This window comes from Micromonospora sp. DT43 (genome assembly GCF_049841645.1).
Lineage (GTDB): Bacteria > Actinomycetota > Actinomycetes > Mycobacteriales > Micromonosporaceae > Micromonospora.
Genome location: NZ_JBNCKR010000002.1, coordinates 140,028 through 165,235 on the forward strand (window position 1 = coordinate 140,028; position 25,208 = coordinate 165,235).

The 25,208-nt window shown below is 71.1% G+C and carries 22 protein-coding genes; 11 read left to right on the top strand and 11 right to left on the bottom strand.

The features are described 5' to 3' along the window. Nucleotides 1–97 precede the first annotated feature (97 nt). Together ACLQ26_RS04745 and ACLQ26_RS04750 are read right to left on the bottom strand one after the other, a co-directional pair. A complete protein-coding gene (locus ACLQ26_RS04745; protein ID WP_425743254.1) occupies nucleotides 98–1,087 on the bottom strand; it encodes a hypothetical protein in 990 nt (329 codons plus the stop codon). Between the two features lie 67 nt (nucleotides 1,088–1,154). Next, nucleotides 1,155–1,289 carry a hypothetical protein gene (locus tag ACLQ26_RS04750; protein WP_425743255.1) on the bottom strand — a complete coding sequence of 45 codons (135 nt, stop codon included), beginning with the start codon at nucleotides 1,287–1,289 and terminating at the stop codon, nucleotides 1,155–1,157. A gap of 291 nt (nucleotides 1,290–1,580) precedes the next feature. Between ACLQ26_RS04750 and ACLQ26_RS04755 the strand changes: the two genes are divergently transcribed. Next, entirely contained in the window at nucleotides 1,581–1,868 is a 288-nt protein-coding gene (locus ACLQ26_RS04755; RefSeq protein WP_393296456.1) for a hypothetical protein, read from the top strand. 53 nt (nucleotides 1,869–1,921) lie between these two features. Here the strand turns inward: ACLQ26_RS04755 and ACLQ26_RS04760 are convergent, their stop codons facing one another. The 3 genes from ACLQ26_RS04760 to ACLQ26_RS04770 all read right to left on the bottom strand — a co-directional run bounded on the left by ACLQ26_RS04760 (nucleotide 1,922) and on the right by ACLQ26_RS04770 (nucleotide 5,258). Then, nucleotides 1,922–3,031: a zinc-binding dehydrogenase gene (locus tag ACLQ26_RS04760; protein ID WP_425743256.1), complete on the bottom strand. Its 1,110-nt coding sequence runs from the start codon at nucleotides 3,029–3,031 to the stop codon at nucleotides 1,922–1,924. Then, nucleotides 3,028–4,482, bottom strand: coding sequence for an aldehyde dehydrogenase family protein (locus ACLQ26_RS04765; RefSeq protein WP_425743257.1), 1,455 nt, complete (start codon nucleotides 4,480–4,482; stop codon nucleotides 3,028–3,030). The genes ACLQ26_RS04760 and ACLQ26_RS04765 overlap by 4 nt, the downstream gene beginning before the upstream one ends. Before the next feature lie 119 nt (nucleotides 4,483–4,601). After that, on the bottom strand, nucleotides 4,602–5,258 hold the full coding sequence (locus ACLQ26_RS04770) for a TetR/AcrR family transcriptional regulator C-terminal domain-containing protein (protein WP_425743258.1): 657 nt from the start codon (nucleotides 5,256–5,258) through the stop codon (nucleotides 4,602–4,604). Between the two features lie 97 nt (nucleotides 5,259–5,355). On the opposite strand from ACLQ26_RS04770, the gene ACLQ26_RS04775 reads away from it, so the two are divergent. Both ACLQ26_RS04775 and ACLQ26_RS04780 read left to right on the top strand, forming a co-directional pair. After that, nucleotides 5,356–6,528 (top strand): acyl-CoA dehydrogenase family protein, encoded by a 1,173-nt coding sequence (locus ACLQ26_RS04775; protein WP_425743259.1) that lies wholly within the window; start codon nucleotides 5,356–5,358, stop codon nucleotides 6,526–6,528. Nucleotides 6,529–6,614: 86 nt separating this feature from the next. After that, nucleotides 6,615–7,130 carry a peptidoglycan-binding domain-containing protein gene (locus tag ACLQ26_RS04780; protein ID WP_425743260.1) on the top strand — a complete coding sequence of 172 codons (516 nt, stop codon included), beginning with the start codon at nucleotides 6,615–6,617 and terminating at the stop codon, nucleotides 7,128–7,130. Nucleotides 7,131–7,178: 48 nt separating this feature from the next. Here ACLQ26_RS04780 and ACLQ26_RS04785 read toward each other — a convergent pair whose 3' ends face one another. The 3 genes from ACLQ26_RS04785 to ACLQ26_RS04795 all read right to left on the bottom strand — a co-directional run bounded on the left by ACLQ26_RS04785 (nucleotide 7,179) and on the right by ACLQ26_RS04795 (nucleotide 12,428). Continuing rightward, nucleotides 7,179–8,216, bottom strand: a complete 1,038-nt coding sequence (locus ACLQ26_RS04785; RefSeq protein WP_425743261.1) for an aminotransferase class V-fold PLP-dependent enzyme — start codon at nucleotides 8,214–8,216, stop codon at nucleotides 7,179–7,181. A gap of 119 nt (nucleotides 8,217–8,335) precedes the next feature. Continuing rightward, the gene (locus ACLQ26_RS04790) at nucleotides 8,336–10,489 is read right to left on the bottom strand and encodes an FUSC family protein (protein ID WP_425743262.1); all 2,154 of its coding nucleotides are present in this window, start codon (nucleotides 10,487–10,489) and stop codon (nucleotides 8,336–8,338) included. A gap of 112 nt (nucleotides 10,490–10,601) precedes the next feature. Next, the gene (locus tag ACLQ26_RS04795; RefSeq protein WP_425743263.1) at nucleotides 10,602–12,428 is read right to left on the bottom strand and encodes an alpha-galactosidase; all 1,827 of its coding nucleotides are present in this window, start codon (nucleotides 12,426–12,428) and stop codon (nucleotides 10,602–10,604) included. 504 nt (nucleotides 12,429–12,932) lie between these two features. On the opposite strand from ACLQ26_RS04795, the gene ACLQ26_RS04800 reads away from it, so the two are divergent. Further along, nucleotides 12,933–13,199, top strand: a complete 267-nt coding sequence (locus ACLQ26_RS04800) for a hypothetical protein (protein WP_425743264.1) — start codon at nucleotides 12,933–12,935, stop codon at nucleotides 13,197–13,199. A gap of 143 nt (nucleotides 13,200–13,342) precedes the next feature. Here ACLQ26_RS04800 and ACLQ26_RS04805 read toward each other — a convergent pair whose 3' ends face one another. Then, nucleotides 13,343–14,725 carry a cation:dicarboxylate symporter family transporter gene (locus ACLQ26_RS04805; protein WP_425743265.1) on the bottom strand — a complete coding sequence of 461 codons (1,383 nt, stop codon included), beginning with the start codon at nucleotides 14,723–14,725 and terminating at the stop codon, nucleotides 13,343–13,345. 83 nt (nucleotides 14,726–14,808) lie between these two features. Here ACLQ26_RS04805 and ACLQ26_RS04810 point away from each other — a divergent pair, with 83 nt between their 5' ends. From ACLQ26_RS04810 to abc-f, 5 genes are all read left to right on the top strand, one after another. Next, on the top strand, nucleotides 14,809–16,395 hold the full coding sequence (locus ACLQ26_RS04810; protein ID WP_425743266.1) for an ATP-binding protein: 1,587 nt from the start codon (nucleotides 14,809–14,811) through the stop codon (nucleotides 16,393–16,395). Beyond that, nucleotides 16,392–17,087, top strand: coding sequence for a response regulator (locus ACLQ26_RS04815; protein ID WP_425743267.1), 696 nt, complete (start codon nucleotides 16,392–16,394; stop codon nucleotides 17,085–17,087). The genes ACLQ26_RS04810 and ACLQ26_RS04815 overlap by 4 nt, the downstream gene beginning before the upstream one ends. A gap of 96 nt (nucleotides 17,088–17,183) precedes the next feature. Next, nucleotides 17,184–17,384: a hypothetical protein gene (locus ACLQ26_RS04820; RefSeq protein WP_358104891.1), complete on the top strand. Its 201-nt coding sequence runs from the start codon at nucleotides 17,184–17,186 to the stop codon at nucleotides 17,382–17,384. Continuing rightward, nucleotides 17,381–17,785 carry a type II toxin-antitoxin system VapC family toxin gene (locus ACLQ26_RS04825; protein WP_425743268.1) on the top strand — a complete coding sequence of 135 codons (405 nt, stop codon included), beginning with the start codon at nucleotides 17,381–17,383 and terminating at the stop codon, nucleotides 17,783–17,785. Before ACLQ26_RS04820 ends, ACLQ26_RS04825 begins: the two co-directional genes overlap by 4 nt. A 287-nt stretch (nucleotides 17,786–18,072) precedes the next feature. Beyond that, on the top strand, nucleotides 18,073–19,710 hold the full coding sequence (gene abc-f, locus ACLQ26_RS04830) for a ribosomal protection-like ABC-F family protein (RefSeq protein ID WP_425743269.1): 1,638 nt from the start codon (nucleotides 18,073–18,075) through the stop codon (nucleotides 19,708–19,710). A gap of 48 nt (nucleotides 19,711–19,758) precedes the next feature. On the opposite strand, the gene dnaE is transcribed toward abc-f, so the two are convergent. Then, complete coding sequence (gene dnaE / locus ACLQ26_RS04835) at nucleotides 19,759–23,289, bottom strand: DNA polymerase III subunit alpha (protein WP_425743270.1); 3,531 nt, start codon at nucleotides 23,287–23,289, stop codon at nucleotides 19,759–19,761. A 139-nt stretch (nucleotides 23,290–23,428) separates the two neighbouring features. Continuing rightward, nucleotides 23,429–23,803 carry a hypothetical protein gene (locus ACLQ26_RS04840; protein ID WP_425743271.1) on the bottom strand — a complete coding sequence of 125 codons (375 nt, stop codon included), beginning with the start codon at nucleotides 23,801–23,803 and terminating at the stop codon, nucleotides 23,429–23,431. 251 nt (nucleotides 23,804–24,054) lie between these two features. On the opposite strand from ACLQ26_RS04840, the gene ACLQ26_RS04845 reads away from it, so the two are divergent. Both ACLQ26_RS04845 and ACLQ26_RS04850 read left to right on the top strand, forming a co-directional pair. Then, nucleotides 24,055–24,516, top strand: coding sequence for a hypothetical protein (locus ACLQ26_RS04845; RefSeq protein WP_425743272.1), 462 nt, complete (start codon nucleotides 24,055–24,057; stop codon nucleotides 24,514–24,516). Nucleotides 24,517–24,541: 25 nt separating this feature from the next. Continuing rightward, on the top strand, nucleotides 24,542–25,162 hold the full coding sequence (locus ACLQ26_RS04850; protein ID WP_425743273.1) for an L-threonylcarbamoyladenylate synthase: 621 nt from the start codon (nucleotides 24,542–24,544) through the stop codon (nucleotides 25,160–25,162). Nucleotides 25,163–25,208 lie beyond the last annotated feature (46 nt).

Genomic DNA, 25,208 nt, shown 5'->3' on the forward strand with positions numbered 1-25,208 from the left:
GGTACGTGCCACGACGGAAGAGTAGGCACCGTCCGCACGGTCGGGTAGCGAGATACCGCTTCGCCAATTGCGCCGGCAAGCCGTGGAGAGGGCCGCGTCACTGCATGGCGGTGGCCGGCGGATGCGCAAAGGATTCGGGGCAGCGGAAGGTGTACAGCGAATAGCAACGACCGATCTGCACGCCTACGGTGTCCGGGGACGCGGTCGCGTCCTCCTGGGACGGGCGCCAGCTGCAACGCGTGCCGTTCCAGTCGCCCGAGCCCACGGTGAACACCAGGGTCATCGTGGTGCCGCAGACAGCACAGTCCATCGGGTACGGGTCGGTCAGTGACCAGTTCGCGTACCCGCCGACCTTCCAGCCCGGCGCCAGCGACAGGTCGGTCTGATAGTGGGGACGACTGTCGTCTTCGTCGTCATCCCACGCGTCGACCCGCTCGCGCAGGTCGTCGGGGAGCAGATCGGCGTACTGGTACTCGCGAACCTGCTCGGGGTGCACCACGCACGGCACCGGCAGGTACAGGTCGCTGATCACCGGCGGCTCGGGAGGCGCTTCGAGCAACGAGCCGAGGGCGGAACTGTCGCGCCAGTAGAGGAAGACGCGAGGGCTGTAGTGCCGGTCCGAGTGGTCCACCGGGCACCACAGCACCTGGAGCAGGTCGGTGCCGTCCGGACCGGCGTAGTCCGGGATATCTCGGCGGTACAGCTGCGCGACCGGGACCAACGGGATCGGATCCTCGATCAGGTCGTCCAGGTCCAGAGCGTCGGCGGCATCGAGCTCGGCCCGCTCCTGCGCGGTCAGGAAGTCCCCGCCCGGTGGCGACTCGCGGGCCTCCGCGGTCGCGAAGATCTCCCGCCTGCGGCGCAGGGCGGCCGGGGTGGTCAGGTTGTACGGCTCGTGCGCCCCGGCGTCGTCGCAGACCGGCCACACCTCGTCGGCCGGCCACAGCAGCGGTCCGCCTACCGAGCTGTCCGCAACGGTCGGAGCACCGGGCCGGGGATGCAGGCGGGTGGCGGTGGTGGAATGTTCCCGCAGGTCGGGGAAGAGCTCGGTGATGTCCAGAGGACGCGGAGGTGTGGTGCGGACCATAGAAGTAGATCTTATGGCCCGCGTACCTTCATCACCGCATTCGGACAGTTGAGCGATGTTGCCGGCGTCAGCGGCCCGTGGGCACGACGTTTGAGGAGCGCCCGTTCTGCTCGTCGCGCTTCAGGCGCTTCGCAGTCTGCTTTTCCTTGATCGTCTTGCCCTTCTTCTTGACGTTCGCCTTGCTCGTCGAGTCCTTGGACATGATCGAACCTCCTGGAGCAGGTCGGTGAACGTGCAGAGTGGTACTCGCCTGATCGCGGCGTGCAGGTGACGAACCGCGCGGCGGGCGCGAAATCCTCCACTGCACGCCGACCCTACGCTGTTCCAGCCCGTCCCGACGGTGGGAAACGCGTCGCCGGTGCCGGGGCGACGGTCCGTGTCGGTCGATGTTCGGAGCTACCGGCGTCCGGCTCGCAGCCTTTCCCACGGCCGTTCGGTGCAGAGGGCCTTTGCGGAGCGCGATCGAGCGCGGTCCGGGATAGCCTTGGCGCATATGGCTACCTATCGCAGCGCCTCAGTGCTTCTTTCCTCGGACGGCACCAGGACCCCTGGCACCGCCGCCCTCTTCGCCGAGCCCGCCCGCAAGGGTGGGACCAGGCCGTGGGCAGGCGACTTCCGGCCCGCCAACAGCGCCGGCAACGGCCCCAAGAACGCGGTCGGAAAGACCTTCACGTTGGAGCTGCCCGACGGCAGCACCGGCAGGGTCGTGGTCCAGAGCCTCAAGAGCGGGAGGGGTGGCGTCGTGCTGGCGTTGATGGGTGAGGACACCCCACCCTTCTGATCGAGACCGCACGCATGCCGGCCGGAAACGGCCGGCATGCGCGCCTGCTCGGCTCAGTCCAGCGTGACCACCCAGCGGGCGCCCTCGCCCCGGGCGAGCCGGTCGAATGCGGTGGGCGCCTCGTCCAGCCCGACCGTGCCGCTGACCAGCACGCGCAGATCCAGCGCGCCATCGGCGAGCTCGGCGGCCAGCACCGGCACCTCCCGGTCCGGGTCGGACGAGCCGTACACCGAGGAGCGCAGGGTCCGCGCGGAGTGGAAGATGTCCAGCGCGCCGAGGCTGACCATGTCGTCCTTGGCGCCCATGCCGACCACTGTGACCGCTCCCCCGCGCCGGGTGAGCCGCCACGCCGACCTGATCGTGGCGGCGCGCCCGACGCACTCGAAGGCGTGGTCGACGCCCCGGCCCTCGGTGCGCGCCCGCACCTCCTTGGAGAGCCGGTCGTCGGAGAGCAGGAAGTCGGTGGCCCCGGCGGCGAGGGCCAGGTCGCGCTTCGCCTCGGCCACGTCGACGGCGACGATCGTCGCGGCGCCGGCGCGGCGGGCGGCGGCGAGAACCGCGAGCCCGACCCCGCCGAGCCCGATGACGGCGACCGACTCGCCGGGCGCGACCCGGGCCGTGTTGCCGACCGCGCCGACGCCGGTGAGCACCGCGCAGCCGAGCAGCGCGGCCTGCTCGGCGGGCAGTCCGGCGGGGATCGGCACGACCGCGCTCTCCGGCACCACCACGGCCTCGGCGAGCGCGCCGAGGCCGAGCGTGAGATGCAGCGGTACGCCGTCCTCGGTCTCGCCGCGCGCCACGGTCGGGGCGGTGTTGGCGGCGCAGAGCCACGGCTCGTCGTGCCGGCACCACCAGCAGGCCCGGCAGGCGGGCGCCCAGTTGAGCACCACAGGCGTGCCGACCGGCAGCCGGGTGCCCGCACCTGCCTCGGCCACCACGCCTGTCGCCTCGTGCCCGAGCACCAGCGGGAACGTCGCGGCCAGAGTGCCGTTGACCATGGACAGGTCGGAGTGGCACACGCCGGCCGCCCGGATCGTCACCCGCACCTCGCCGGGGCCGGGCGCGGGCAGGCGTACCCGCTCGACCCGCAGCTCGGCGCCGGGCCCGCGCGCGACAAGCGCGCGGACGACGACCGGCGCGCCCGCCGGCTCGGGGCCGCTCATCGCTGGATGGCCTTCAGCTCGCAGAACTCGGCGAGGCCGTGCACGCCCAGCTCCCGGCCCAGGCCGGACTGCTTGTAGCCGCCGAAGGGAGCGAGCGGGTTGAACGCCGCGCCGTTGATGTCGACCGCGCCGGTCCGCAGCCGCCGCGCCACCGCGAGCGCCGCCTCGGTGTCGGCGGACCACACCGCGCCGGCGAGCCCGTAGCGCGAGTTGTTGGCGATGGCGACGGCCTCGTCGGTGTCGTCGAACGGGAGTACGGCGAGCACCGGGCCGAAGACCTCCTCCTGGGCGAGCGCGCTGTCCGCGTGCACGTCGGCGAAGACGGTCGGGGCGACGAAGTGCCCCCGCGCCGGCACCGGGGCGTCCGGGCCGCCGGCGACGAGGCGGGCGCCGTCGGCGAGAGCCCGCTCCACGTGCCCGCGCACCCGCGTCGCCTGGGCGGCGGAGACCAGGGGGCCGAGCCGGGTGGCAGGGTCGAACGGGTCGCCGACGCCGTAGCCGGCCACCGCCTTCGCGACCAGGTCGAGCGCCTCGGCGTACCGGTCGCGGTGCACAAGCATCCGGGTCCACGCCGTGCAGGTCTGGCCGGAGTTCATGAGGGCGTTGCCGACGCCGACCTTGACCGCGGTGGCCAGGTCGGCGTCGGGAAGGATCACGTTGGCGGACTTGCCACCCAGCTCCAGCGCGACGCGGGCGATCCGGTCGGCGGCGAGTCGCATGATCCGGGTGCCGGTGGCGGTGGAGCCGGTGAACGAGACCAGGTCGACGTCGGGGTGCCCGGCGAGCGCCTCGCCGACCACCGCACCGGTGCCGGGGACCAGGTTGAGCACACCCGGCGGCAGACCTGCCTCGGTGACCGCGTCGAAGAGCAGGTACGCGGTCAGCGGGGTCAACTCGCTGGGCTTCAGCACGACAGTGCAGCCGGCGGCGAGCGCTGGCGCGACCTTCGCCATCACCTGGTGCAGGGGGTAGTTCCACGGGGTGATCGCGCCGACCACGCCGATCGGCTCTCGGACGACGAGGGAGTTGCCGACGGTCTCCTCGACCGGTGGTCGGGCGGCGAGCGCCACGTGGTCGCGCAGCACGATCAGTGGCAGCGCGACCTGCACACGGGTGGCGAGCTTGAGCGGGGCGCCCAGCTCGACCGCGATGGTGCGGGCGAGGTCGTCGGCGCGCGCGGCGAGCGCCGCGTGCAGCCGGTCCAGGTACGCGGACCGTTCTGCCGGCGCGGTGGCCGCCCAGCCGGGAAAGGCGGCGCGGGCGGCGGCGACGGCGACGTCCACATCGGCCGCCGTGCCGGCCGGCACCTGACCGATCGGCTCGCCGGTGCTCGGGGTCTCCACGTCGATCACGTCGGTGCCGGCGGGAGACGTCCACTCTCCGCCGATGTGCAGGAGGCGCCGAAGGCGCAGGGCGTCGGGCAGCAGCGACGGCGGGGCGGCGAGGTCCATGGCGTCCCTTCCGGGGTGGGCGGCGGGCGGTGGCGGCGGGTCGAGCGACGGCGGGCGGGGCGGCGGTGACGACGGCGGGGTCGCGGCGGGCGAGGAAACTAGCGCCGGGAGTTTGGACGCTACCCGCTGGGCCGGCCGGACTCCACCGGTCCGACGGTGCGGGCGTACTCGGCAGCCAGGCCGTGCAGCAACGCGTCCAGGCCGAGGGCGAAGGCGCCCTCGTCCACGCTCTGCTGGTGCTCGGCGAGCCGGTGCGCCTGGCGCAGGTGGGGGTAGTGCGCGGCGTACAGCTCGGGATCCTCGACGAAGCCGCGGGCGAACGAGCCGAGCGCCGAGCCGGCCACGAAGTAGCGCAGCGCAGCGCCGATGTGGGTGGCCCGCGCGGGCGGCCACCCGGCGCGGACGAGGCCGCCGTAGACCGCGTCGGCCATGGTGAGCGCGGCCGGTCGACGGCCGGGCCCCTGCGCCAGGTACGGCACGATGTTCGGGTGCGCGGTGAGCGCCCGCCGGTACGACCAGGCCCAGTCGCGCAGCGCGGCGGCCCAGTCCCGGCCGGCGAAGCCGCTGGTGTCGACGGCGCCGGTGACCGTGTCGGCGACCGCGTCGAGGATCTCGTCCTTGGTGGCGAAGTGGTTGTAGAGCGACGGGCCCTGCACGCCCAGCGCGGCGGCGAGTCGACGGGTGGAGAGCGCGGGCAGACCCTCGGCGTCGATGAGCGCCGTGGCGGCGTCGACGATCAGCTGCCGGGTGAGCCGGGGCTGGCGGGGTCGGGGCACTGCGCTCCTCGTCGGGTCTGTCGTGGGGTCTGGACGCATCAAAACTTACACCGCTAGTTTAGGGGTGACCGGCCGCGCCGACGCCAGGAGGACCACCGTGGACTTTTCGCTCACCGACGAGGAGCGGGCGGTGCGGGACACCGTCCGGTCGTTCATCCGCCGCGAGGTGATGCCCCTGGAGGCGGAGGTGCTGCGCCGGGAGCGCGCGCACCAGCCGGGCCTGGACCACTCGGAGGTGCGCGAACTGCAACTCAAGGCGCGCAAGTTCGGCTTCTGGGGCCTGGCGACCCCCGAGGAGTACGGCGGGATGAACCTGCCTGCCGTACTCCAGTCGTTGATCTGGACGGAGCTGGGCCACACGTTCGTGCCGTTCCGCTTCGGTGGCGAGGCGGACAACATCCTGTTCCACGCCACCGAGGAGCAGAAGCAGGAGTTCCTCATCCCGACGATCGAGGGCGAGCGGCGGTCCTGTTTCGCGATCACCGAGCCGGGCGCCGGCTCGGACGCGGCCAACATCCGGCTGTCCGCGCGCCGCGACGGCGACGACTGGATCCTCGACGGCGAGAAGACGTTCATCACCGGCGGCCACGACGCCGACTTCGCCATCGTGGTGGCGGTGACCGACCGGGAGAAGGGCGCCCGCAACGGCGGCGCGACCGCATTCCTGGTGGACCGGACGATGGGCTGGCGCTCCGAGTTCATCCAGACCATGGGCGAGGGCGGGCCCGCGTCGCTGATCTTCGACGGCGTACGCGTGCCGCACCGCAACATCCTCGGCGAGATCGGGCAGGGCTTCACGTTGGGCATGGAGTGGATCGGCAAGGGCCGCTACACCATCCCGTCGCACGCCATCGGCATCGCCGAGCGGGTCCTGCAGATGGCCATCGACTACGCCAACACCCGCGAGACGTTCGGCGCGAAGATCGGCTCCAACCAGGCCATCCAGTGGATGATCGCCGACTCGGAGACCGAGCTGGAGGCGGCCCGCTGGCTGGTGCTGCGCTCGGCGTGGACCGTCGATCAGGGCCTGGACCCCCGGCACGCCTCGTCGATGGGCAAGCTCTACGGCGCCGGGATGGTCAACCGGGTGGTCGACCGGGTGCTCCAGATCCACGGCGGCATGGGCTACACCCGGGAGCTGCCCATCGAGCGCTGGTACCGGCAGGTCCGGCTCTACCGCATCTTCGAGGGCACCGACGAGATGCAGCGGCTGATCATCTCCCGGGACCTGCTGCGCGGCTACACGAAGATCGGCGGCCACCTGGCCTGACACTGATATCCGTCAGTCGTGAACCAGGTGGATCCGCCGAGCATCTACCCCTGTGACAGCTACTCGTCAGCCAAAGGGGGATGCTCATGCACCTACGAATCAAGGCCGTTGCGACGGCGATGGCCGCCGCCACGATCGGCGCCATCGCGATCCCGGCCGCGCCGGCGTCGGCCAACGTCAGCCAGGGCTACGTCACGGGGTCGGGGACCTGGACGGACGACTGGGGCGACGAGGGCCCGATCTCCGCGTCGACCCGCTCGTACAACAACGTCGTCGCCATGTGGCAGAAGATCCTGGTGGCCGACGGCTACCTCGCCGCCTCCGGCGTCGACTGCCGGTTCGGGTCGGTGACGACGGCCGCGACCAAGCGGTGGCAGACCGATCGGGGCCTCGTGGGCGACGGCGTCGTCGGCCCTCGGACCTTCGCCAGGGCGGCGACCCGCCTCACCACGTACGAGGGTTGGTTCTACTACGACGGGCTGGGCAGCAACTTCATCGATTTCGGGCGGCTCGCGGACGGCAAGTGGGACATGAGCATCGGCATCAATCTGGAGTGGCAGCCGCTCTCCTATACCGCTGCGACCTTCGACCGCTGCTCCTGACGGCACGGAGGGCGGCCGGGCCGTGCTCGGCCGTCCTCCGCACCGGGGTCAGCCGGTCAACGCGTTCAGCGCGGCGTCCACGTCGGCTTTGGTGGAGTAGAGGTGGAACGAGGCGCGGACCCGTCCGGCGCGTACCGCCGCGCGGATGCCGGCCGCCGCGAGACGCTGCTCCGCATCGGGCACGTCGACGCTGACGATGGCGCTGTCCCCCGGCGGTCGACCCAGACCGGCCAGGAACCGGTTGGCGAGCGCCACGTCGTGCTCCCGGATCGCCGGCACCCCGATCTGCGCGACCAACTCCATGGCCGGCGCCGCGCCGACCCAGCTGAACCACGCCGGCGAGATGTCGAACCGACGGGCGTCGTCGGCCAGCCGCAGCGGCGGGCCGTAGTAGGAGGCGTGCGGGTCGCGGCCCGCGTACCACCCGGCGGCGTCCGGGCGCAGTCGGTCGCGCAGCGCCGGGGCCAGATAGGTGTACGCGGTGCCGCGCGGATTCATCAGCCACTTGTAGCCCCCGACGGTCACCACGTCGGCGCTGCTTCCGTCGAAGGGCAGCCACCCGCACGCCTGGGTGGCGTCCACCACCACCAGCGCGTCGTGCGCGCGGGCCGCGGCCACGATCTCGTCGTACGCGGCGACGGAGCCGTCGGACGACTGCACCAGGCTGAACGCGACGAGGTCGGCGTCGGCGTCGATCGCGTCGGCCAGCCGGTCCGCCGGCACCGTGCGGACCCTGACGCCGCGCTCCTCCTGGACCAGCCAGGGGAACAGGTTCGAGGTGAACTCGATCTCCGGAACCACCACTGTGGTGCCCGCCGGCAGGGACGCCGCCACCGGCGCCAGCATCTGCGAGACGGTCGCGCCGACGGCCACGTCAGCAGCCGGCACGCCGATCAGGCCGGCGAAGGCGGTACGAGAGCGATTCACCGAGTCACCCCAGCCCTCCCACGACGTGCTGCCGACCCGCCAGTCGGCCAGGGCCTCCTGCAACGCCGTCCACGCCGGCTCGGGCGGCAATCCGTAGGAGGCCGTGTTCAACCAGCCGGGCTCCGGCTTCCACAACTGCTGTGCCTGCTCGATCTCCATGCCGTCGACGCTAGGCGGGCTGGCCGCCACCGGGCACGGCCAATCGGCGACCGGCGGCCTGCGCGCCGCCTCGGGCCCGCCGCCTCCGGCCCGGAAGCGACATCAACGGCGCCAGCCCGCTAGCGCGGCGGCGGGTGGATCCGGGTGAGGCTGTCGGCGAGGCCGGCGAGCCACCTGTCGACCTCCACCAGGTGTCGCACCGCCGCGGTGTCGACGGTGCCGAGCAGCGGCCGGACCCGGTCCACCTCGTCGACACAGTCGGCCGGGGTGGGCACCGGCCCCGAGGCCCGACCGTGTGCCACCTCGCCGGCCAGGTCGTCGTACGCCGTGCGCAGTTGCCCGGCCGCGTCCCGGAGCAGGACCGCCGCCGCCGGCCAGCCGGTGAGGCAGCCGGGCGGGTTGCGGCGCAGCAGCGACTCGGCGCCGGGCACCACGTGCTGCCCGGCGCCCAGGGCGGCGTCCCAGTCAACGCGCCCACGTCGGGGGTCGTGGCGCTCGGAGTGGTACTGGCAGTAGGACGAGTCGACAAGGACCATGCGCCGGCGGACGCGGTCGAGGTCGCCCTCGGGCGGCGGCGCGTCGCCGAGCACCGCCTCCACGGTCTGCGCGACCGCGTCCCCGCTGGCCGTGAGGTAGCGGGCGGCGTTGTGGCGCAGGTCGTGGCTCGCGCCGCGCGGCCACATCGCGACGCCGGCGAGCACACCGATCACCGCGCCGAGGCCGACGTCGACGAGACGCGCCTCGGCGAGCCGCCAACCCTCGGGGCTGAGCTGACTGAAGACGACAGTCAGCAGGAGGGTGAACAGTGCCTGCTGCCACACCGGGCCCAGCAGCCGACCGACACCGAACGCGAGCAGCAGCGTGACCGGCAGGACGACGGCGTACACGATGGGCTCCTGGATGAGAACCACCAGCAGGCCACTGACGACGACGCCCGCGATGGTGCCGAGCACGGCGGGCCGCAACGCGGTGCGGGTGTCGGCGGCCGAGGTCCGCAGGACGGTGAGGGTCGCCAGGAGCACCCAGAAGCCGTGGTGGAGCTGCAACACCCCGGCGGCCACCCGGGCGACCGACAGCGCCACGGCCAGTCGCAGCGCGCTGTGCAGGTGGGCGGAGCGCGGGGCCAGGTGGGAGCGGAACTGCCGCCAGTACAGCGTCCACGGGCTGTGTCGCGCGTACTCGAAGAGTCTGGGGTAGGCGTCGCCCCCGGAGGGCCGTGCCCGAGCGGCGACCCGGGCGCCGACGGCGAAGACCCGCACCTGGTCGGCGAGGGCCAGCGCGGTCGCGTCCCGGCACATCCGGGGTACGTCCGGCGCGCCGCCACTCCGTTCCACCGGGTACGCGGCCTCGGCCGTGCGGATCGCGGCGTCCAGGCTCCCCAGGTCGACAGGTGGCACGCCGGGTGACAGGCTCCGGCCGGCGGCCCGGGTCGTGTCCGCGCAGGCGCGCAGCAGCCGCGCCGCCGCCAGGTCCGGGATCGGCTCCGGCGGGGCGTCGGTCGCGAGCCGATCCGCCTCGGCGAGCACCTCCCGCAGCGTCGCCGCGCAGATCCGCAGCGCCCGGTCCTGGGCGCCCGCCGCGGTCGGTGCCCGCTCCGGCGGGTTGCGGCCGAGACCGAGCGGGGCCACCAGGTCGTACGCCTGGGCGCGCCGGCTGTCCCGACCACCGTGACCGGCGTGCGGGTCGGTAAGCGCGTCGGCGGCGTCGTTCAGGAACGCCCCGACGCCGTCGGCCGCCCGGGTGAGCAGCTGCCGGAAGGTGACCGGCACCGGATCGGGCCAGAGCAGCACCTCGGCCGCGGCGAGCAGCAGGACCGCGAGCGTGACCCCGCCGAGGCGCTGCGGCAGGGTGCCCGGTTGGTACGGCGGAAAGGACGCCAGGATGTAGAAGAGCTGAAACGCGCTGGCCAGACCCACCAGGCGCGGGTTGCCGACCCCCGCGAACGACACGACGAACCCGATGACGAGCATTCCGCCGGCCGCCGCCCACGTGCTCCACGCCAGCAGAGTGCCGGCCGCGATCAGCGCCCAGACGGCCGGCAGCGCCGTGACGAGGATCCGCGCCCGCTGCGGCGCCGGACCGGGCAGCTGCGCGAACGACCCGGCGGCGATCGCGCCGAACAGCCCGTACGTGGCGAGCACCTGACTGCCCACCCCGTAACGGCAGGCGTAGAAGACGACTGACGCGACGAGCGTCAGGCGCACCGCGCGCCGCAGGACGGCGTCCCCCGGGTCACGGCGGCGCAGCCGACCGAGGAGGCTTGTTGCGAGCACGCCTGCTCCCCCGGTTCGTCGCGGCACCCCTTTCCGATCCACAATTGTTCTCGGGGTCGCGCGGGGGCGGCGCGTTTCGCGACCGAATCACCGCCGAGGGGCCGACGGAGCGCTACACGGTGGTGCGTCGCCACTGCTGGCTGGTGCCGGTGCCGCAGGTCCACTGCACGGCCTGGGCACCGTCCGCCGTGGCGGCGTTCTGCACGTCGAGGCACTTGCCGCTGTGGCGGGCGACGAGCCGGACGTACCCGGTCCCGAGGTCCTCGACGCGCCACTGCTGGTTGGTGCCGCCGTTGCAGGCCCACTGGATCACCCGGACACCGTCGGCGGTGGCACCCGCGCCGCCGAACACGTCGAGACACCTGCCGCTGCTGACGCTCGTCACGGTGGAGTAGCCACCACCGGCGTCGGAGAACCGCCACCGCTGGTTGGCCTGCCCGTTCGCGCCCCACTGCACGACGTTCGCGCCGTCGGAGGTGGACGCGTTGGAGACGTCGAGGAGCTTGCCGCTGTGCCGCGCGGCCACCGTGTAGGTGGTGGGCGTGGGGGCGGTGGTCAGCGGCGCCACCCGGTACAGGCCGCTCCCGTGGGCGGGGAGGGAACGGGTGAGCGTGCCGGTGACGGTGCCGAGACTCGCACCGGACCACAGGTCGGTGACGGTGGCCGAGCCGATGCCCAGGTCAGCCAGGTTCAGCGAGACATTGGCGGTCGCGCTCTCGCGGTTGAACAGCGCCACGTACCGGTGGTCGCTGCCCGGGACGTCGGCGGTCCACACCTGCCGGGTGCCGCCGACGAGCTGCCGGTTGTTGGCGCTGTTCTGGTCGACGGCGAGCACCGCCGCGTTTGTCATCAACGCCAGCTCGGCGGCGCGGTTCTCGACCAGGTTGCCGCCCCACATCAGCGGCGCCCGGTTGATCGCCCACAGGCTCATGAGTGTGCGCTGCTCGTCGGCGGTGAGCCCGGAGTAGCGGGGTGAGCCGACCGGCCCGTACTTCGACAGCCGCCCGATCGGGATCATGTCCGGGTCGGGCCAGGCGCCAGTCGTCCGGTACGGCGTCCAGTTGCGCAACTGGTCGAACAGCGCGTCGAGCGACGACCAGTTGTCCCACAGGTCGTTGACGATCCGCCACATGTGCGCGTTGTCCCGCACGTGCGCGCCACTGGCCAGCGGTGTCGCGCCGGGCGAGAGGCTCAGCACCATCGGCCGACCGCTGTGCTGGATCGCCGTCCGGTAGCCCTCGACCTCGGCCTGCCGGTACGTCGGGGCCGCGATGTCGTCCACCTTCACGAAGTCGACACCCCAACTGGCCAGGAGCTGGAAGACCGAGTCCAGGTACGCCTGCGCGCAGGCGTTTGACATGTTCAGGCCCCACATCAGGTTGAGCCAGGCCGCGGTGGTGCTGTTGTTGATCTGGTTGGCCCGGCAGTTGGTGCCGAGGATCGGCACATTGTCCGCGACCGCCTGCCGGGGGATGCCGCGCATCAGGTGGACGCCGAACTTCAGCCCCTGGTCGTGCACGTAGTCGGCGAGCGGCTTGAACCCGTTGCTGCCCGCCGCCGACGGGAACCGCGTGGTGTCCGGCAGCAGCCGCCCGTTGGCGTCCATCCGCAGCCGGGGATTGAGGTTGGCGTCCTGGTTGGGGCTGTTGTTGTGCTGGCCCGGGTAGTACCAGGCCCAGTCGATGACGACGTACTCCCAGCCGTGCTGGCGCAGGTTGTCGCGCATGTAGTCGGCGTTGGCCCGCACGTCGGACTCGGTGACGCGCCAGTTGAACGAGTCGTAGCTGTTCCACCCCATCGGCGGGGTGTTCGCCGTGCCGTTGTCCCACGCCGCGGCCGGCTTTCCGGCGATGACGGTGAGGCCGACGGCGAGCAGCACGACCAGGGCCGTGAACCCGGCCATGCGCCGTGCGGTGGAACGCGCGAGGACGAGCGTCATCGGACCTCCCGACAGACAGTGGTGGTTGTCGATGTTAACGCTCACACATTGCCTGTCAAGTGCGAACCCCATCCTGAGTGCCGCGTCGCATCGTGACTCGGCGCCCGCCGACGTGGTGCGGCGCTCGGGTGACCGCGGCGCACATCGGCGGGCCGCCGATCCTGGCCAAGGGGGCTGGGTGAGCCGGCAGGCGGTGAAGCGCTGCCAGCTGCCCGCTGCCCGGGTCGCAGCGACCGGCGCTCGCCATCCGCTTTGGCTGCCCGCCATGTCGATGTGCTGGTGAGCGGTATACCGCAGAGGTATGAATATGACTCTGCGGTATACCGCTCACGACCGCATCCGCCCCCACCGAGGTGACCCACGGTCACCGCCGGCTGCCGGCTGCGCTCACCGCACCAGGAGGCGCAAGCGGCGCATCGCTGAGGATGGTACGTATGGCCGCTGCTCAACGTCGGCTGGCTGGACGCCGCGCATCCGTTCCCGACCGGCGCTGTCCCGGACGGGTTGCTGCCGGCTCTGACCGAACTGGCCACGGTGCGGGTCCGCCAGACGCGCGGGTACCACTACTGCGAGATCTGCGTCCGGGACCTGGGCGAGGACGCCGGAGACGCCGTCCGGCAGGGCGCGATCGCCCACGAGAGCGCCGAATTCGAGGTACGGGGCGATGACGTCGTGTACGCCGCGCCTCAACTCCTGCTCCACTACGTGGCCGCGCACGAATACCTGCCACCCGCCGAGTTCTGCGCGGCGGCCCTGGGGGCAGCGAGCTGAGGCGCGTCAACTCGTCAGTGATCGACACGAGATCAGCGAATCGGGGGGGTCCGATGCGCTCGGATAGCCCGGTTTCACCGAACCCGTGTCGATCAAGGCCGAACCCGTGTCGATCAACGCCGTGACCGGGTCGGGCGGGACGGTCAGGCGGGGACGCCGGCCCGCGCGGACGCCTCGTCGGGGCGTGCCGCCGACTCGTCCTCGTCGTGGTCGTCCAGCATCGTGGCCTCGTCGAACGGGTCGTCGCCGCGCAGCACTCCGGCCGCCTGATTCCTGTCGAACTCGCCGGTCCAGGTGCCGACCAGGACCGTCGCCACGGCGTTGCCGGCGAAGTTGGTGAGCGCGCGGGCCTCCGACATGAACCTGTCGATGCCCACGATCAGGCCGACACCGTCGACCAGGTCGGGTCGGTGCGACTGGAGCCCACCGGCCAGGGTCGCGATGCCGGCGCCGGTGACGCCCGCAGCGCCCTTCGAGGCGATGATCATGAACAGCAGCAGCGAGATCTGCTCGCCGATGGAGAGCGGGTTGCCAAGCGCGTCGGCGATGAACAGCGACGCCATCGTCAGGTAGATCGCCGTGCCGTCCAGGTTGAACGAGTACCCGGTCGGCACCGTGATGCCCACGACCGGCTTGCTCACGCCGAAGTGCTCCATCTTGGCGATCAGGCGGGGCAGCGCCGACTCCGACGAGGAGGTCGACAGGATCAGCAGGAACTCCCGGCCCAGGTAGCGCAGCAGCGAGAAGATCGAGATCCGGGCCACGAACCACAGCAGCGCGCCCAGGACGACAAGCACGAAGATCAGACAGGTGGCGTAGAAGCCGAGCATGATCTGGGCGAGGCTCTTGAGGGCGTCCACGCCTGTCGCGCCGACGACGGCGGCCATCGCCCCGAACGCGCCGACCGGTGCCAGCCACATGATCATGGCGAGCACCTTGAAGACGACCCGTTGGATGACGGCTATCGCGCCGAGCACGGGCTCACCGCGCCGGCCCAGCGCCTGCACGGCGAAGCCGACGAGCAGCGCCACCAGCAGCGTCTGGAGCACCTCCCCCTCGGTCAGCGCGGAGAAGAGCGTGGTCGGGATGATCCCGAGCAGGAACTCCGTCGTACCGCCGGCCTCGTCTCCGGCGGCGGCCTTGCCCGCGCCCGCGAGGTCCTGGCCGAGGTCCAGGCCGGAGCCGGGGTGGATGAGGTTGCCGACGACCAGGCCGATGGCGAGCGCGACAGTCGACATGGTCAGGAAGTAGCCCAGCGCCAGGCCGCCGACCTTGCCGACCTTCGCGGCCTGCCGGACGGAGCCGACGCCCAGCACGATCGTGCAGAAGATGACCGGGCTGATCATCATCTTGATCAGGTTGACGAAGCCCGTGCCGATCGGCTTGAGTTCCTTGCCGAAATCCGGCGCGACCAGGCCGACCACGATGCCGGCGAGCACGGCCACGATGACGGCCAGGTACAGGTAACGGGTACGGTCCCGGCGGGCCGACGGCTCCGCCGTGGTGGTGGATGCGGTGGTGTCCATGTCGACAATGTGAAGCGCGTCTCACCCGTTGACATCCTTGCGGTCATTCTGTTCACCGCGAAAACCTCGAGGAGGTGCTGGAGGTGGCCCGACGACAGTGGAGCATCGCGGGGCAGCTGTTCGCCCTCCAGGCGGTGGTGGTGACGCTGCTCGTACTGGGCGGCGCGGCGGGCGCCGTCTGGCTGGCCCGCGTCGACTCCCGCCAGGCCGCACAGGAGAAGGTGCTCGCGGTCGCGCAGACCGTGGCCGGCTCCCCCGACGTCCGCGCGGCCCTCACGACCGCCGACCCGGCCAGCATCCTCCAGCCGTACGCCGAATCGACCTGGCGGGCCACGGACACCGACTTCGTGGTCGTGATGGCCCCCGACCGCACCCGCTACTCGCATCCGACCCGGGACCGCATCGGCAAGCCGTTCGTCGGCGACATCGGGCCCGCCCTGGCGGGCCAACCGTTCACCACCACCAACGTCGGAACCCTCGGCGAGTCGGTGCGTGCGGTGGTGCCCGTGTACGACGAAGAGCGGCGCATCGTCGGCCTGGTGTCGGTGGGCATCACCACCCGGGCCATCAACCGCAAGCTGCTGCGCCAGCTTCCCGTGCTGCTCGGCGTCGCGGCGCCGGCGCTCGTGCTCGCCGCGACCGGGTCGTGGCTGCTCAGCCGCAGACTGCGCCGCCAGACCCACGGCCTGGGGCCGGCGCAGATGACCAGGATGTACGAGTACTACGACGCGGTCCTGCACTCGGTGCGCGAGGGTCTCGTGGTGCTGACCACCGATCGGCGGGTGGCGCTTGTCAACGACGAGGGCCGGCGGTTGCTGGGCCTCGACGCCGACGAGCCGGTCACCGACCAGCCGGCGGCCGGGCTCGACCTGCCGCCCGCCGTGGCCGAGCTGCTCGGATCCGGCCGCGACGCCCTCGACGAGCCCATGCTGGCCGGTGACCGGGTGCTGGTGGCCAACCAACGGACCGCCCGCTTCGAGGGCGCGCCGCTGGGCACGGTGCTGACCCTGCGCGACCAGACCGAGCTGCGCACCCTGGCCAGCGAGCTGGACTCGGTCCGCGCGCTGACCGAGGCGTTGCAGGCGCAGACTCACGAGTCGGCCAACCGGCTGCACACCGTCCTGACGCTCGTGGAGCTGGGCCGGGCCGACGAGGCGGTCCGGCTCGGCACCCGCGACCTGGCCCTCGCGCAGCAGCTGACCGACCGGGTGGTCGACGCGGTCACCGAGCCGGCCCTGGCCGCGCTGCTGCTCGGCAAGTCCGCCCAGGCCGGCGAGCGGGGCGTGGACCTGGTCATCGAACCGGACTGCCGCCTGGACGACAGCCCTCTGCCGACAAACGACCTGCTCACAGTCGTCGGCAACCTGATCGACAACGCCCTGGAGGCGGTCGCCGGCACGCCACCGCCACGCACGGTGCGGGTCTTCGTCGGCGCCGTCGACGACGAACTGGTGGTCCGGGTCGCCGACAGCGGGCCCGGCCTGGCCGCGGACCGGGTGGCGGACGCGTTCCGGCGCGGCTGGTCCACCAAGAACACCGGGCGAGGGCTCGGTCTGGCGCTTATCGGGCAGGTGGTCCGCCGCCACGGTGGCCGCTACGACGTGAGCCGCTCGGACGACGGCGGCAGCCTGTTCACGGTCCGCCTGCCGGTCGGCGGTGCCCCGCGATGACAGACATCCGAGTGCTTGTCGTCGAGGACGAGCCGCTGCTGGCCGAGGCGCACGCCGCGTACACGGAACGGGTTCCCGGTTTCGTGGTGGTCGGGGTGGCGCACACCGCGCGGGCGGCCATGGCGGCCCTGCGCGCGGGCGGCGGCGGCGACGTGGACCTCGTACTCCTGGATTTTCGGCTGCCCGACCTGCACGGCCTGGACGTCTGCCGGGCGCTGCGCGCGGCCGGCAGCAGCGTCGACGTGCTCGCGGTGACCTCCGCGCGGGACCTCGCAGTGGTGCGGACGGCCGTGTCCCTCGGCGTGACCCACTACCTGCTGAAACCGTTCACGTTCGCCGCGTTCCGCGACAAGCTGGAACGCTACGCCGACTACCGCGCGCAGGCGCTCGCCGACGGCGAGGTGACGGCGCAGCACGACGTGGACCGGATGTTCGCCACCCTGCGCGGCACCGCCGGGCACAGCCTGCCCAAGGGCCTCGACGCGCAGACCCTCAATCGGGTACGCGCGGCGCTTGCCGACGGGACCGGCCCGCAGGCGGGACTGTCCGCGACCGAGGTGAGCGCGGCGACCGGCATCTCCCGGGTGACCGCCCGGCGCTACCTCGAATACCTGGTCGCCATCGACCGCGTGGTCCGCAGCCCCCGCTACGGCACCCCCGGCCGCCCCGAGGTCGAATACCGGCCTCGGTGAGCGAGAATAACTTCGCCGCGACACCGGCCGCGAGGGGCCGCCACTGACGTCGGAAGTGGAAGAATCGAGGACAACCCGATACGCAGGAGGTGAGCCGTGACGTCGAGCAATGCGGAACGGATGCCCGAGTGGCCGACGGCCGCCCACGTGCCGGCCGAGGAGTTGGCCCGTCGTCAGGGCATCCGGCCGGTCGCCTCCGTGGATGACCTGGCCCGCCCGGGCCTGTTCGAGTCGGACGAGGAACTGGACGAGTTCCTCGCCGATCTCTACACCTCTCGGCGGGCCGGCGCCGCATGAGCCTTGTCGTTCTGGACACGGACGTCGCGTCAGCAATCCTCCGGGGGCGACTACCTGGTCGTTTAAGTGCCCGCCTTGCCGGTAAGACCCTCTGTATCACCTTCGTGACGCTCGGAGAGCTGACCAAGTGGACGGCACTGCGCAGCTGGGGGCCGCGCAAGCTGGCTGACCTCGCACAATGGCGCACGGGGATCGTGCTGCTTCCATTTGACGAGGCGGTGGCGGTCACTTGGGGGCGCCTTCAAGCGCGGGCTCAACACCGTGGGCGCCCCCGACCGACCAACGACTCCTGGATCGCGGCTTGCTGCCTTGTCGACCGGCTGCCACTGGCGACCTTCAACGGCAAAGATTTCGCCGATTTCGCCGAGTACGACGGGCTACGCCTCTTCGACGTGTCCTAGCTTCCGCATCGCCGGGTACGGCTGCCTGATACTGCGAAGCGGCACGGAGACCGGAACCCGGTGGCGGGGCGGAGATCCGTTGTTAGACTCTGCGGAGTTGGGTTAGCGGTACGACCAGGGAGACCAGACATGGCGGGTGACGACGACATCTCCGGGTGAGACCGGACATGTTCGGCCAACGGCTCGGCGCGTTCGCGCAGCCGCCGTGGCCATGTCGTCGTTCCACCGGTCCCCGCTGGTCGTCGGGCGGCTCGTGCGCGCCCACCCCACCCTTTGAGGTCACTCGCATGTCTGATGCGTTCATCGTCTGCTCGAACCTGTCCTTCTCCTGGCCGGACGACACGCCGGTCTTCTCGGAGCTGTCCTTCACCGTCCCGGGCGGTCGCACCGGCCTGGTCGCGCCCAACGGCGCCGGCAAGAGCACCCTTCTGCGGCTGATCGCCGGGGAGCTGACGCCCAGCGGCGGCAGCGTCACCGTCGACGGCCTGCTCGGCTACCTCCCCCAGACGCTGCCACTGGTCGGCGACCTGACCGTGGCCCAGGTGCTCGGCGTCGCCGAGCGGATCGCGGCGCTGCACGCCATCGAGGCCGGCGACGCCAGCGAGGCGCACTTCGCCACGATCGGCGACGACTGGGACATCGAGGAGCGCACCGGCGCCGAACTGGACCGCCTCGGCCTCGGTGAGCTGTCACTCGACCGGCGGCTGCACACCCTCAGCGGCGGTCAGGTGATCTCCCTCGGCCTGGCGGCGCAACTGCTGCGCCGGCCGGACGTGTTGCTGCTCGACGAGCCGACGAACAACCTGGACCTGGAGGCCCGGCACAAGCTCTACGACGTGCTGTCCGACTGGTCCGGCTGCCTGCTGCTGGTCAGCCACGATCGGGAGCTGCTGGACCGGATGGACCGCATCGCCGAACTGGAACGAGGCGAGATCACCTGGTACGGGGGCAACTTCACCGCGTACACCGAGGCGGTGCAGGCGGCGCGGGAGGTGGCCGAGAGCAACCTGCGCAACGCCGAGCAGGAGGTCAAGCGGGAGAAGCGGGAGATGCAGCAGGCCCGGGAGCGGGCCGACCGGCGGGCCAGCAATGCCTCCAAGAACCTGAAGAACGCCGGACTGGCGCGGATCGTGGCCGGTGGGCTCAAGCGCAGCGCGCAGGAGTCGGCGGGTAAGGCGCAGGGGACGCACTCGGCCCGGCTCGGCGAGGCCAAGGCCCGGCTCGACGAGGCCGGCCGGGCGGTACGCGACGAGGACACGATCACCGTCGACCTGCCGGACACGACAGTCCCCGCTGGGCGCACGGTGTTCTCCGGCCAGGGGATGCGGGCCCGCTTCGACGACCGGGAGTTGTTCGGCGGCGACGGCGCCGACCTGGTGATCCGGGGGCCGGAGCGGATCGCCCTCACCGGGGCGAACGGCGTCGGCAAGTCGACCCTGCTGCGCCTCGTCGACGGCGATCTCGCACCGGCCGGCGGCGAGATCAAACGGGCCGACGGGCGGATCGCGTACCTGTCGCAGCGGCTGGACCTGCTGGACGTCGACCGCACGGTCGCGGAGAACTTCGCCGCGTACGCGCCGAGCCTGCCGGACGCGCGGCGGATGAACCTGCTGGCCCGGTTCCTGTTCCGGGGCTCGCGGGTGAACCTGCCCGTCGGGGTGCTCTCCGGCGGTGAGCGGCTGCGCGCCACCCTCGCCTGTGTGCTCTGCGCCGAACCGGCACCGCAACTGCTGCTGCTCGACGAGCCGACGAACAACCTGGACCTGGTGAGCGTCGCCCAGTTGGAGAGCGCGCTGTCCGCGTACCAGGGGGCGTTTGTCGTTGTCAGCCACGACGAACGGTTCCTCGCCGAGATCGGCGTGCAGCGCTGGTTGCGGCTGGCCGACGGCCAGCTGCGCGAGATCGCGGCCCCCGACCGGGGCTGAGCCGGCGTCGCGGCCCGGCCGACGCACGCCGGCCGGGCCGCGGACCGGTCAACTCACGTTGGCCGGGCCGAGGACGCTCTTGAGGTCACCCATCAGCGCGGTCGTCGCCGCCACCCGAAACGGGCCCAACCGCAGGGTGGTGGTACGCCCGCCGTTGAGCAGCTTGACGTGCACCTCGGTGTCGCCGGGGTGCAGCACCAGGGTCTCCTTGAGCCGCTCCACGAGCGGCGGCGTGCACCTGTGCACCGGGATGGTCAGGGTGACGGGCTTGTTGGTGGCGCTGGTGCTGACGTCCGGCATGGACATGTCCATCGCCATGATCCGGGGGGTGTCGTCGCGGCGGTCCACCCGGCCCTTGACCACGACGATGGCGTCCTCGGCGATGTACTGCCCGATGACCTCGTAGGTGTTGGGGAAGAACAGCGTCTCCACCCCACCGGCCAGGTCCTCCAGGGTGGCCGAGGCCCACGCCCGCCCCTGCTTGGTGACCCGCCGCTGCACGCCGGAGAGGATGCCGGCGAGGGTGACGACAGCCCCGTCCGGGACCGCGCCCTCCTCGGCCAGGGAGGCGATTGTGGTGTCGGCCGCCGCGCCGAGGATGTGCTCCAGGCCGAACAGCGGGTGGTCGGAGACGTACAGGCCGAGCATCTCGCGCTCGAAGGCCAGCTTGTCGCGCTTGTCCCACTCGCTCTCGCTGATGACCGGCATCACCGTCGTACTGCCCGTGTCGGCGTCACCGAAGCCGGCCCCGAAGAGGTCGTACTGGCCGACCGCCTCCTTGCGCTTGACATCGGCGTACGCGTCGATGGCGTCGGCGTGCACAGCGAGCAGACCCTTGCGGGGGTGCTTCAGCGAGTCGAACGCACCGGCCTTGATCAGCGATTCGATTGTCTTCTTGTTGCAGACCACCGCGTCCACCTTGGACAGGAAGTCGTAGAAGTCGGCGTAGTCGCCCTTCTCCCCCCGGCACCGCATGATCGAGGCGACCACGTTCGCACCGACGTTGCGGACGGCGGCCAGGCCAAAGCGGATGTCCTTGCCGACCGGGGTGAACGGCCCGGCCGACGTGTTGACGTCCGGCGGCAGCACCTGGATGCGCATGCGGCGGCACTCGGACAGGTACAGCGCCATCTTGTCCTTGTCGTCACCGACGGACGTGAGCAGCCCGGCCATGTACTCGGCCGGGTAGTGCGCCTTCAGGTACGCGGTCCAGTAGGACACCAGGCCGTACGCGGCGGAGTGCGCCTTGTTGAAGGCGTACCCGGCGAACGGCACCAGGACGTCCCACACGGCCTGGATCGCCTCGTCGGAGTAGCCGCGCTCGCGGCAGCCGTCCCGGAACGGGATGAACTCCTTGTCGAGGATCTCCTTCTTCTTCTTACCCATCGCCCGGCGCAGCAGGTCCGCCTGACCCAGCGTGTAGCCGGCGAGGATCTGCGCGGCGCGCTGCACCTGCTCCTGGTAGACGATCAGGCCGTGGGTGGGCGCCAGGATCTCCCGCAGCGGCTCCTCCAGCTCCGGGTGGATCGGCGTGATCTCCTGGAGGCCGTTCTTGCGCAGCGCGTAGTTGGTGTGCGAGTCGACGCCCATCGGACCGGGCCGGTACAGCGCCAGAACGGCGGAGATGTCCTCGAAGTTGTCCGGCTTCATCAACCGCAGCAGCGACCGCATCGGCCCGCCGTCGAGCTGGAACACGCCCAGGGTGTCACCGCGGGCCAGCAGCTCGTACGCGGCCTTGTCGTCGAGCGGCAGACCCAGCAGGTCGAGCTTGAGGCCGTGGTTCAGCTCGATGTTCTTGACCGCGTCGTCGATGATCGTCAGGTTGCGCAGGCCGAGGAAGTCCATCTTCAGCAGCCCGAGCGACTCGCAGGTCGGGTAGTCGAACTGCGTGATGATCGCCCCGTCGGCGTCGCGGCGCATCAACGGGATGTGCTCGATGATCGGCTCGGCGGACATGATGACGCCCGCGGCGTGCACACCTGTCTGCCGGATCAGCCCCTCGATGCCCTTGGCCGTGTCGATCACCTTGCGGACGTCCGGGTCGGAGTCGTACAGGCCGCGGATCTCGCCGGCCTCGGCGTAGCGGGGATGCTTCGGGTCGAAGATGCCGGTGAGCGGGATGTCCTTGCCCATCACGGCCGGCGGCATCGCCTTGGTGATCCGGTCGCCGACCGCGTACGGGAAGCCCAACACGCGGGCCGAGTCCTTGATCGCGGCCTTCGCCTTGATCGTGCCGAAGGTCGCGATCTGGGCGACCTTGTCCTCACCCCACTTGTCGGTGACGTACTTGATCACCTCGCCGCGCCGACGCTCGTCGAAGTCGATGTCGACATCAGGCATCGAGACCCGCTCGGGGTTGAGGAACCGCTCGAAGATCAGGCCGTGCTGGATCGGGTCCAGGTCGGTGATGCCCAACGCGTACGCGACGAGCGAGCCGGCGGCCGAGCCACGACCCGGACCCACAGCGATGCCCTGGTTCTTCGCCCACTGGATGAAGTCGGCGACCACGAGGAAGTAGGACGGGAAGCCCATCTGGTTGATGACGCCCAGCTCGTACTCGGCCTGGACGACATGCCCCTCGGGGATGCCGTTCGGGTAGCGGCGGGCCAGACCGGCGAAGGTCTCCTTGCGGAACCAGGACTCCTCGGTCTCGCCGTCGGGCACCGGGAAGCGCGGCATCAGGTTGTGGAACTCGAACATGCCCTTCGGGTCGACCTTCTCGGCGACCAGCAGGGTGTTGCGGCAGCCCTCCTGCCACAGCTCGGACGAGTCGACCGCGCGCATCTGGTCGGCGCTCTTGACGAAGTAGCCGCCGCCCTCGAAGCGGAACCGGTTGGGGTCGTCGATGTTGCTGCCGGTCTGCACGCACAGCAGCACGTCGTGGGCGGTGGCCTGCGCCTCGTGGGTGTAGTGCGAGTCGTTGGTGACCACCGGCGGAATGTCCAGCTTGCGGGCGATCTCGGTGAGCCCCTCACGGACCCGGCTCTCGATGGAGAGGCCGTGATCCATGATCTCCAGGAAGTAGTTGTCCTTGCCGAAGATGTCCTGGTAGCTCGCGGCGACCTTGAGCGCCTCGTCGAACTGGCCCAGCCGCAGCCGGGTCTGCACCGCGCCCGACGGGCAGCCGGTGGTCGCCATGATCCCCTCGGCGTGCTCGGCGATCAGCTCCATGTCCATCCGGGGCCACTTGACGTAGTGCCCCTCCATGGACGCGCGCGAGTTGAGCGTGAACAGGTTCTTCAGACCCTGCGCGTTCTTCGCCCACATGGTCTTGTGGGTGATCGCGCCGTTACCGGAGATGTCGTCGCTCTTCTGCTCCGGCCGACCCCACTTGACCCGCGCCTTGTGGTAGCGCGACTCCGGCGCCACGTACGCCTCGACGCCCAGGATCGGGGTGATCCCGGCGGCCATCGCCTGGTTGTAGAAGTCGTTCGCGCCGTGCATGTTGCCGTGGTCGGTGATCGCCACCGCCGGCATGCCCAGCCGGTTGGCCTCGGCGAACAGGTCCTTCAGCCGGGCCGCTCCGTCGAGCATCGAGTATTCCGTGTGCACGTGCAGATGCGCGAACGAATCGGCCATGCCTGGCGCCCCCCGGCGGTGTGGATCTTGTTGGTCGGAGCCGACCGGGACCTACCCTACCGAGGTGATCTCGACGGCTCCACCGTCCGCGCCGACGGCCGTGGCCCGCATCTCGTCGGGTGAGCGACGCGCCGGCCCTTCACCACTCCGCTTCCGGAAAGTGGGTCGAGTCGAGGAACTGGCCCTCCTTGAGCAGGACCAACCGATAGTGACCAGACCGCTCCATGGCCTCGTAGAGACGGACGGCAATGGCCCTCCCGTCCGCGTCATCGACCGCATCGACGATGACCTCGTACGGATGACTCTTGAACGGCTCGGTGGGATTGTCGATGCCGTTCACCGCGAACTCGTCGTTCACGTAGATGCGGTGATCACCCAACTCACCCCGGAACCGGCGACTCCCTTCGGGCAGCTCCCACAGGCGCACACCCAGGACGTCCTCCACGTCCTGCAGCAGTCGCCGCAGGTCGAGAGAGCCCTCCAGACGGCCCACCATGATCTCGAAGTCACTCATCGACCACCCACCGGCCCGTTGATGGGGATCAGGCCCCCGACGGCAGACATTCCATCATGATCCACCGAGATACGACGCCCGGCCGGCATGGCAAAGCACCCTGGTCGGTGCAGGTGGCAGGTGGGCAGGGGTCGCTGCGCCCGGATCCATCCGTACCATTCGGCGAACCGTGACGAGGAGGATGCCGTGGCCGAATGGGACATCAAGGTACATGCGGCATATGCGGCGGGCTCGCCACCCGTTTAGCGGAGTTGCGGAGACGTTTCCCCAACGCCCTGCTGACGTGCGACCTCGAGGGCGAGTTCTCCGGCCCCGAACTCATCTGCTGGGACGGGCACCCCCGGGAGATCTGGGTGTGGGTGTTCGAGCCCGACGACGCTGCGGGGGTGCGACGCGTCCAGGCCCGGCTGGAGCAACTCCTCGCGGCTCCGTACGAGTTGACCAGCATCATGGACAGGCCCGTGGTGGCCGGTCCGAACAACGTTTTCGAGGACTCCGTCACCGCGTCCAGCTTCGTCGAGGTGAGGGGGCGGATCGAGGTCCGGAGCGGCCCCGCGGACGGCATCCAGCTGTATCGGGCGTTCGGCATCGGCAAGAAGGATGAGTTCGACGAGCGGCTGGCGATCAATCTGGCCCTTGGCGACGCGTACGAGGCGGACAGCGACTCCCGGAAGGCATTGGGTTTTCGGTACGACGGCGACGGGACATGCTGACAGACAAGCGCCTAGGCTCTTGCGCATGGCGAGGTACTACGACGTGCACCCGGAGAACCCGCAGCCCCGGATCATCGGCCAGGTCGCCGACCTGATCCGCGGCGGTGGGCTGGTCGCGTACCCGACGGACTCCTGCTACGCCCTCGGCATCCAGTTGGGCAATCAGGACGGCCTGGACCGGATCCGCCAGATCCGCCACCTCGACGACAGGCACCACTTCACACTGGTCTGTCGCGACTTCGCGCAACTCGGGCAGTTCGTGCAGATCAACAACGCGGTGTTCCGGCTGGTGAAGGCGTCCACGCCGGGCAGCTACACGTTCATCCTGCCGGCCACCAAGGAGGTGCCGCGCCGGATGCTGCACCCGCGCAAGCGCACGGTCGGTGTGCGCGTCCCCCGGCACACGGTGACCCAGGCGCTGCTGGCCGAGTTGGGCGAGCCGCTGGTGTCGAGCACCCTGGCGCTGCCCGGCGAGGACGAGCCGATGACCCAGGGCTGGGAGATCAAGGAACGGCTCGACCACCAGCTCGACGCGGTGCTCGACGCCGGCGAGTGCGGCAAGGAGCCGACGACGGTGATCGACCTGTCCGGGCCCGAGCCGGAGATTCTGCGCCGCGGCGCGGGGGACGTCTCCCGGTTCGAGTAGCGCGGGTCGGGTGGCGGACCGGAGGAGGGTCGGACAGCGCCGACGG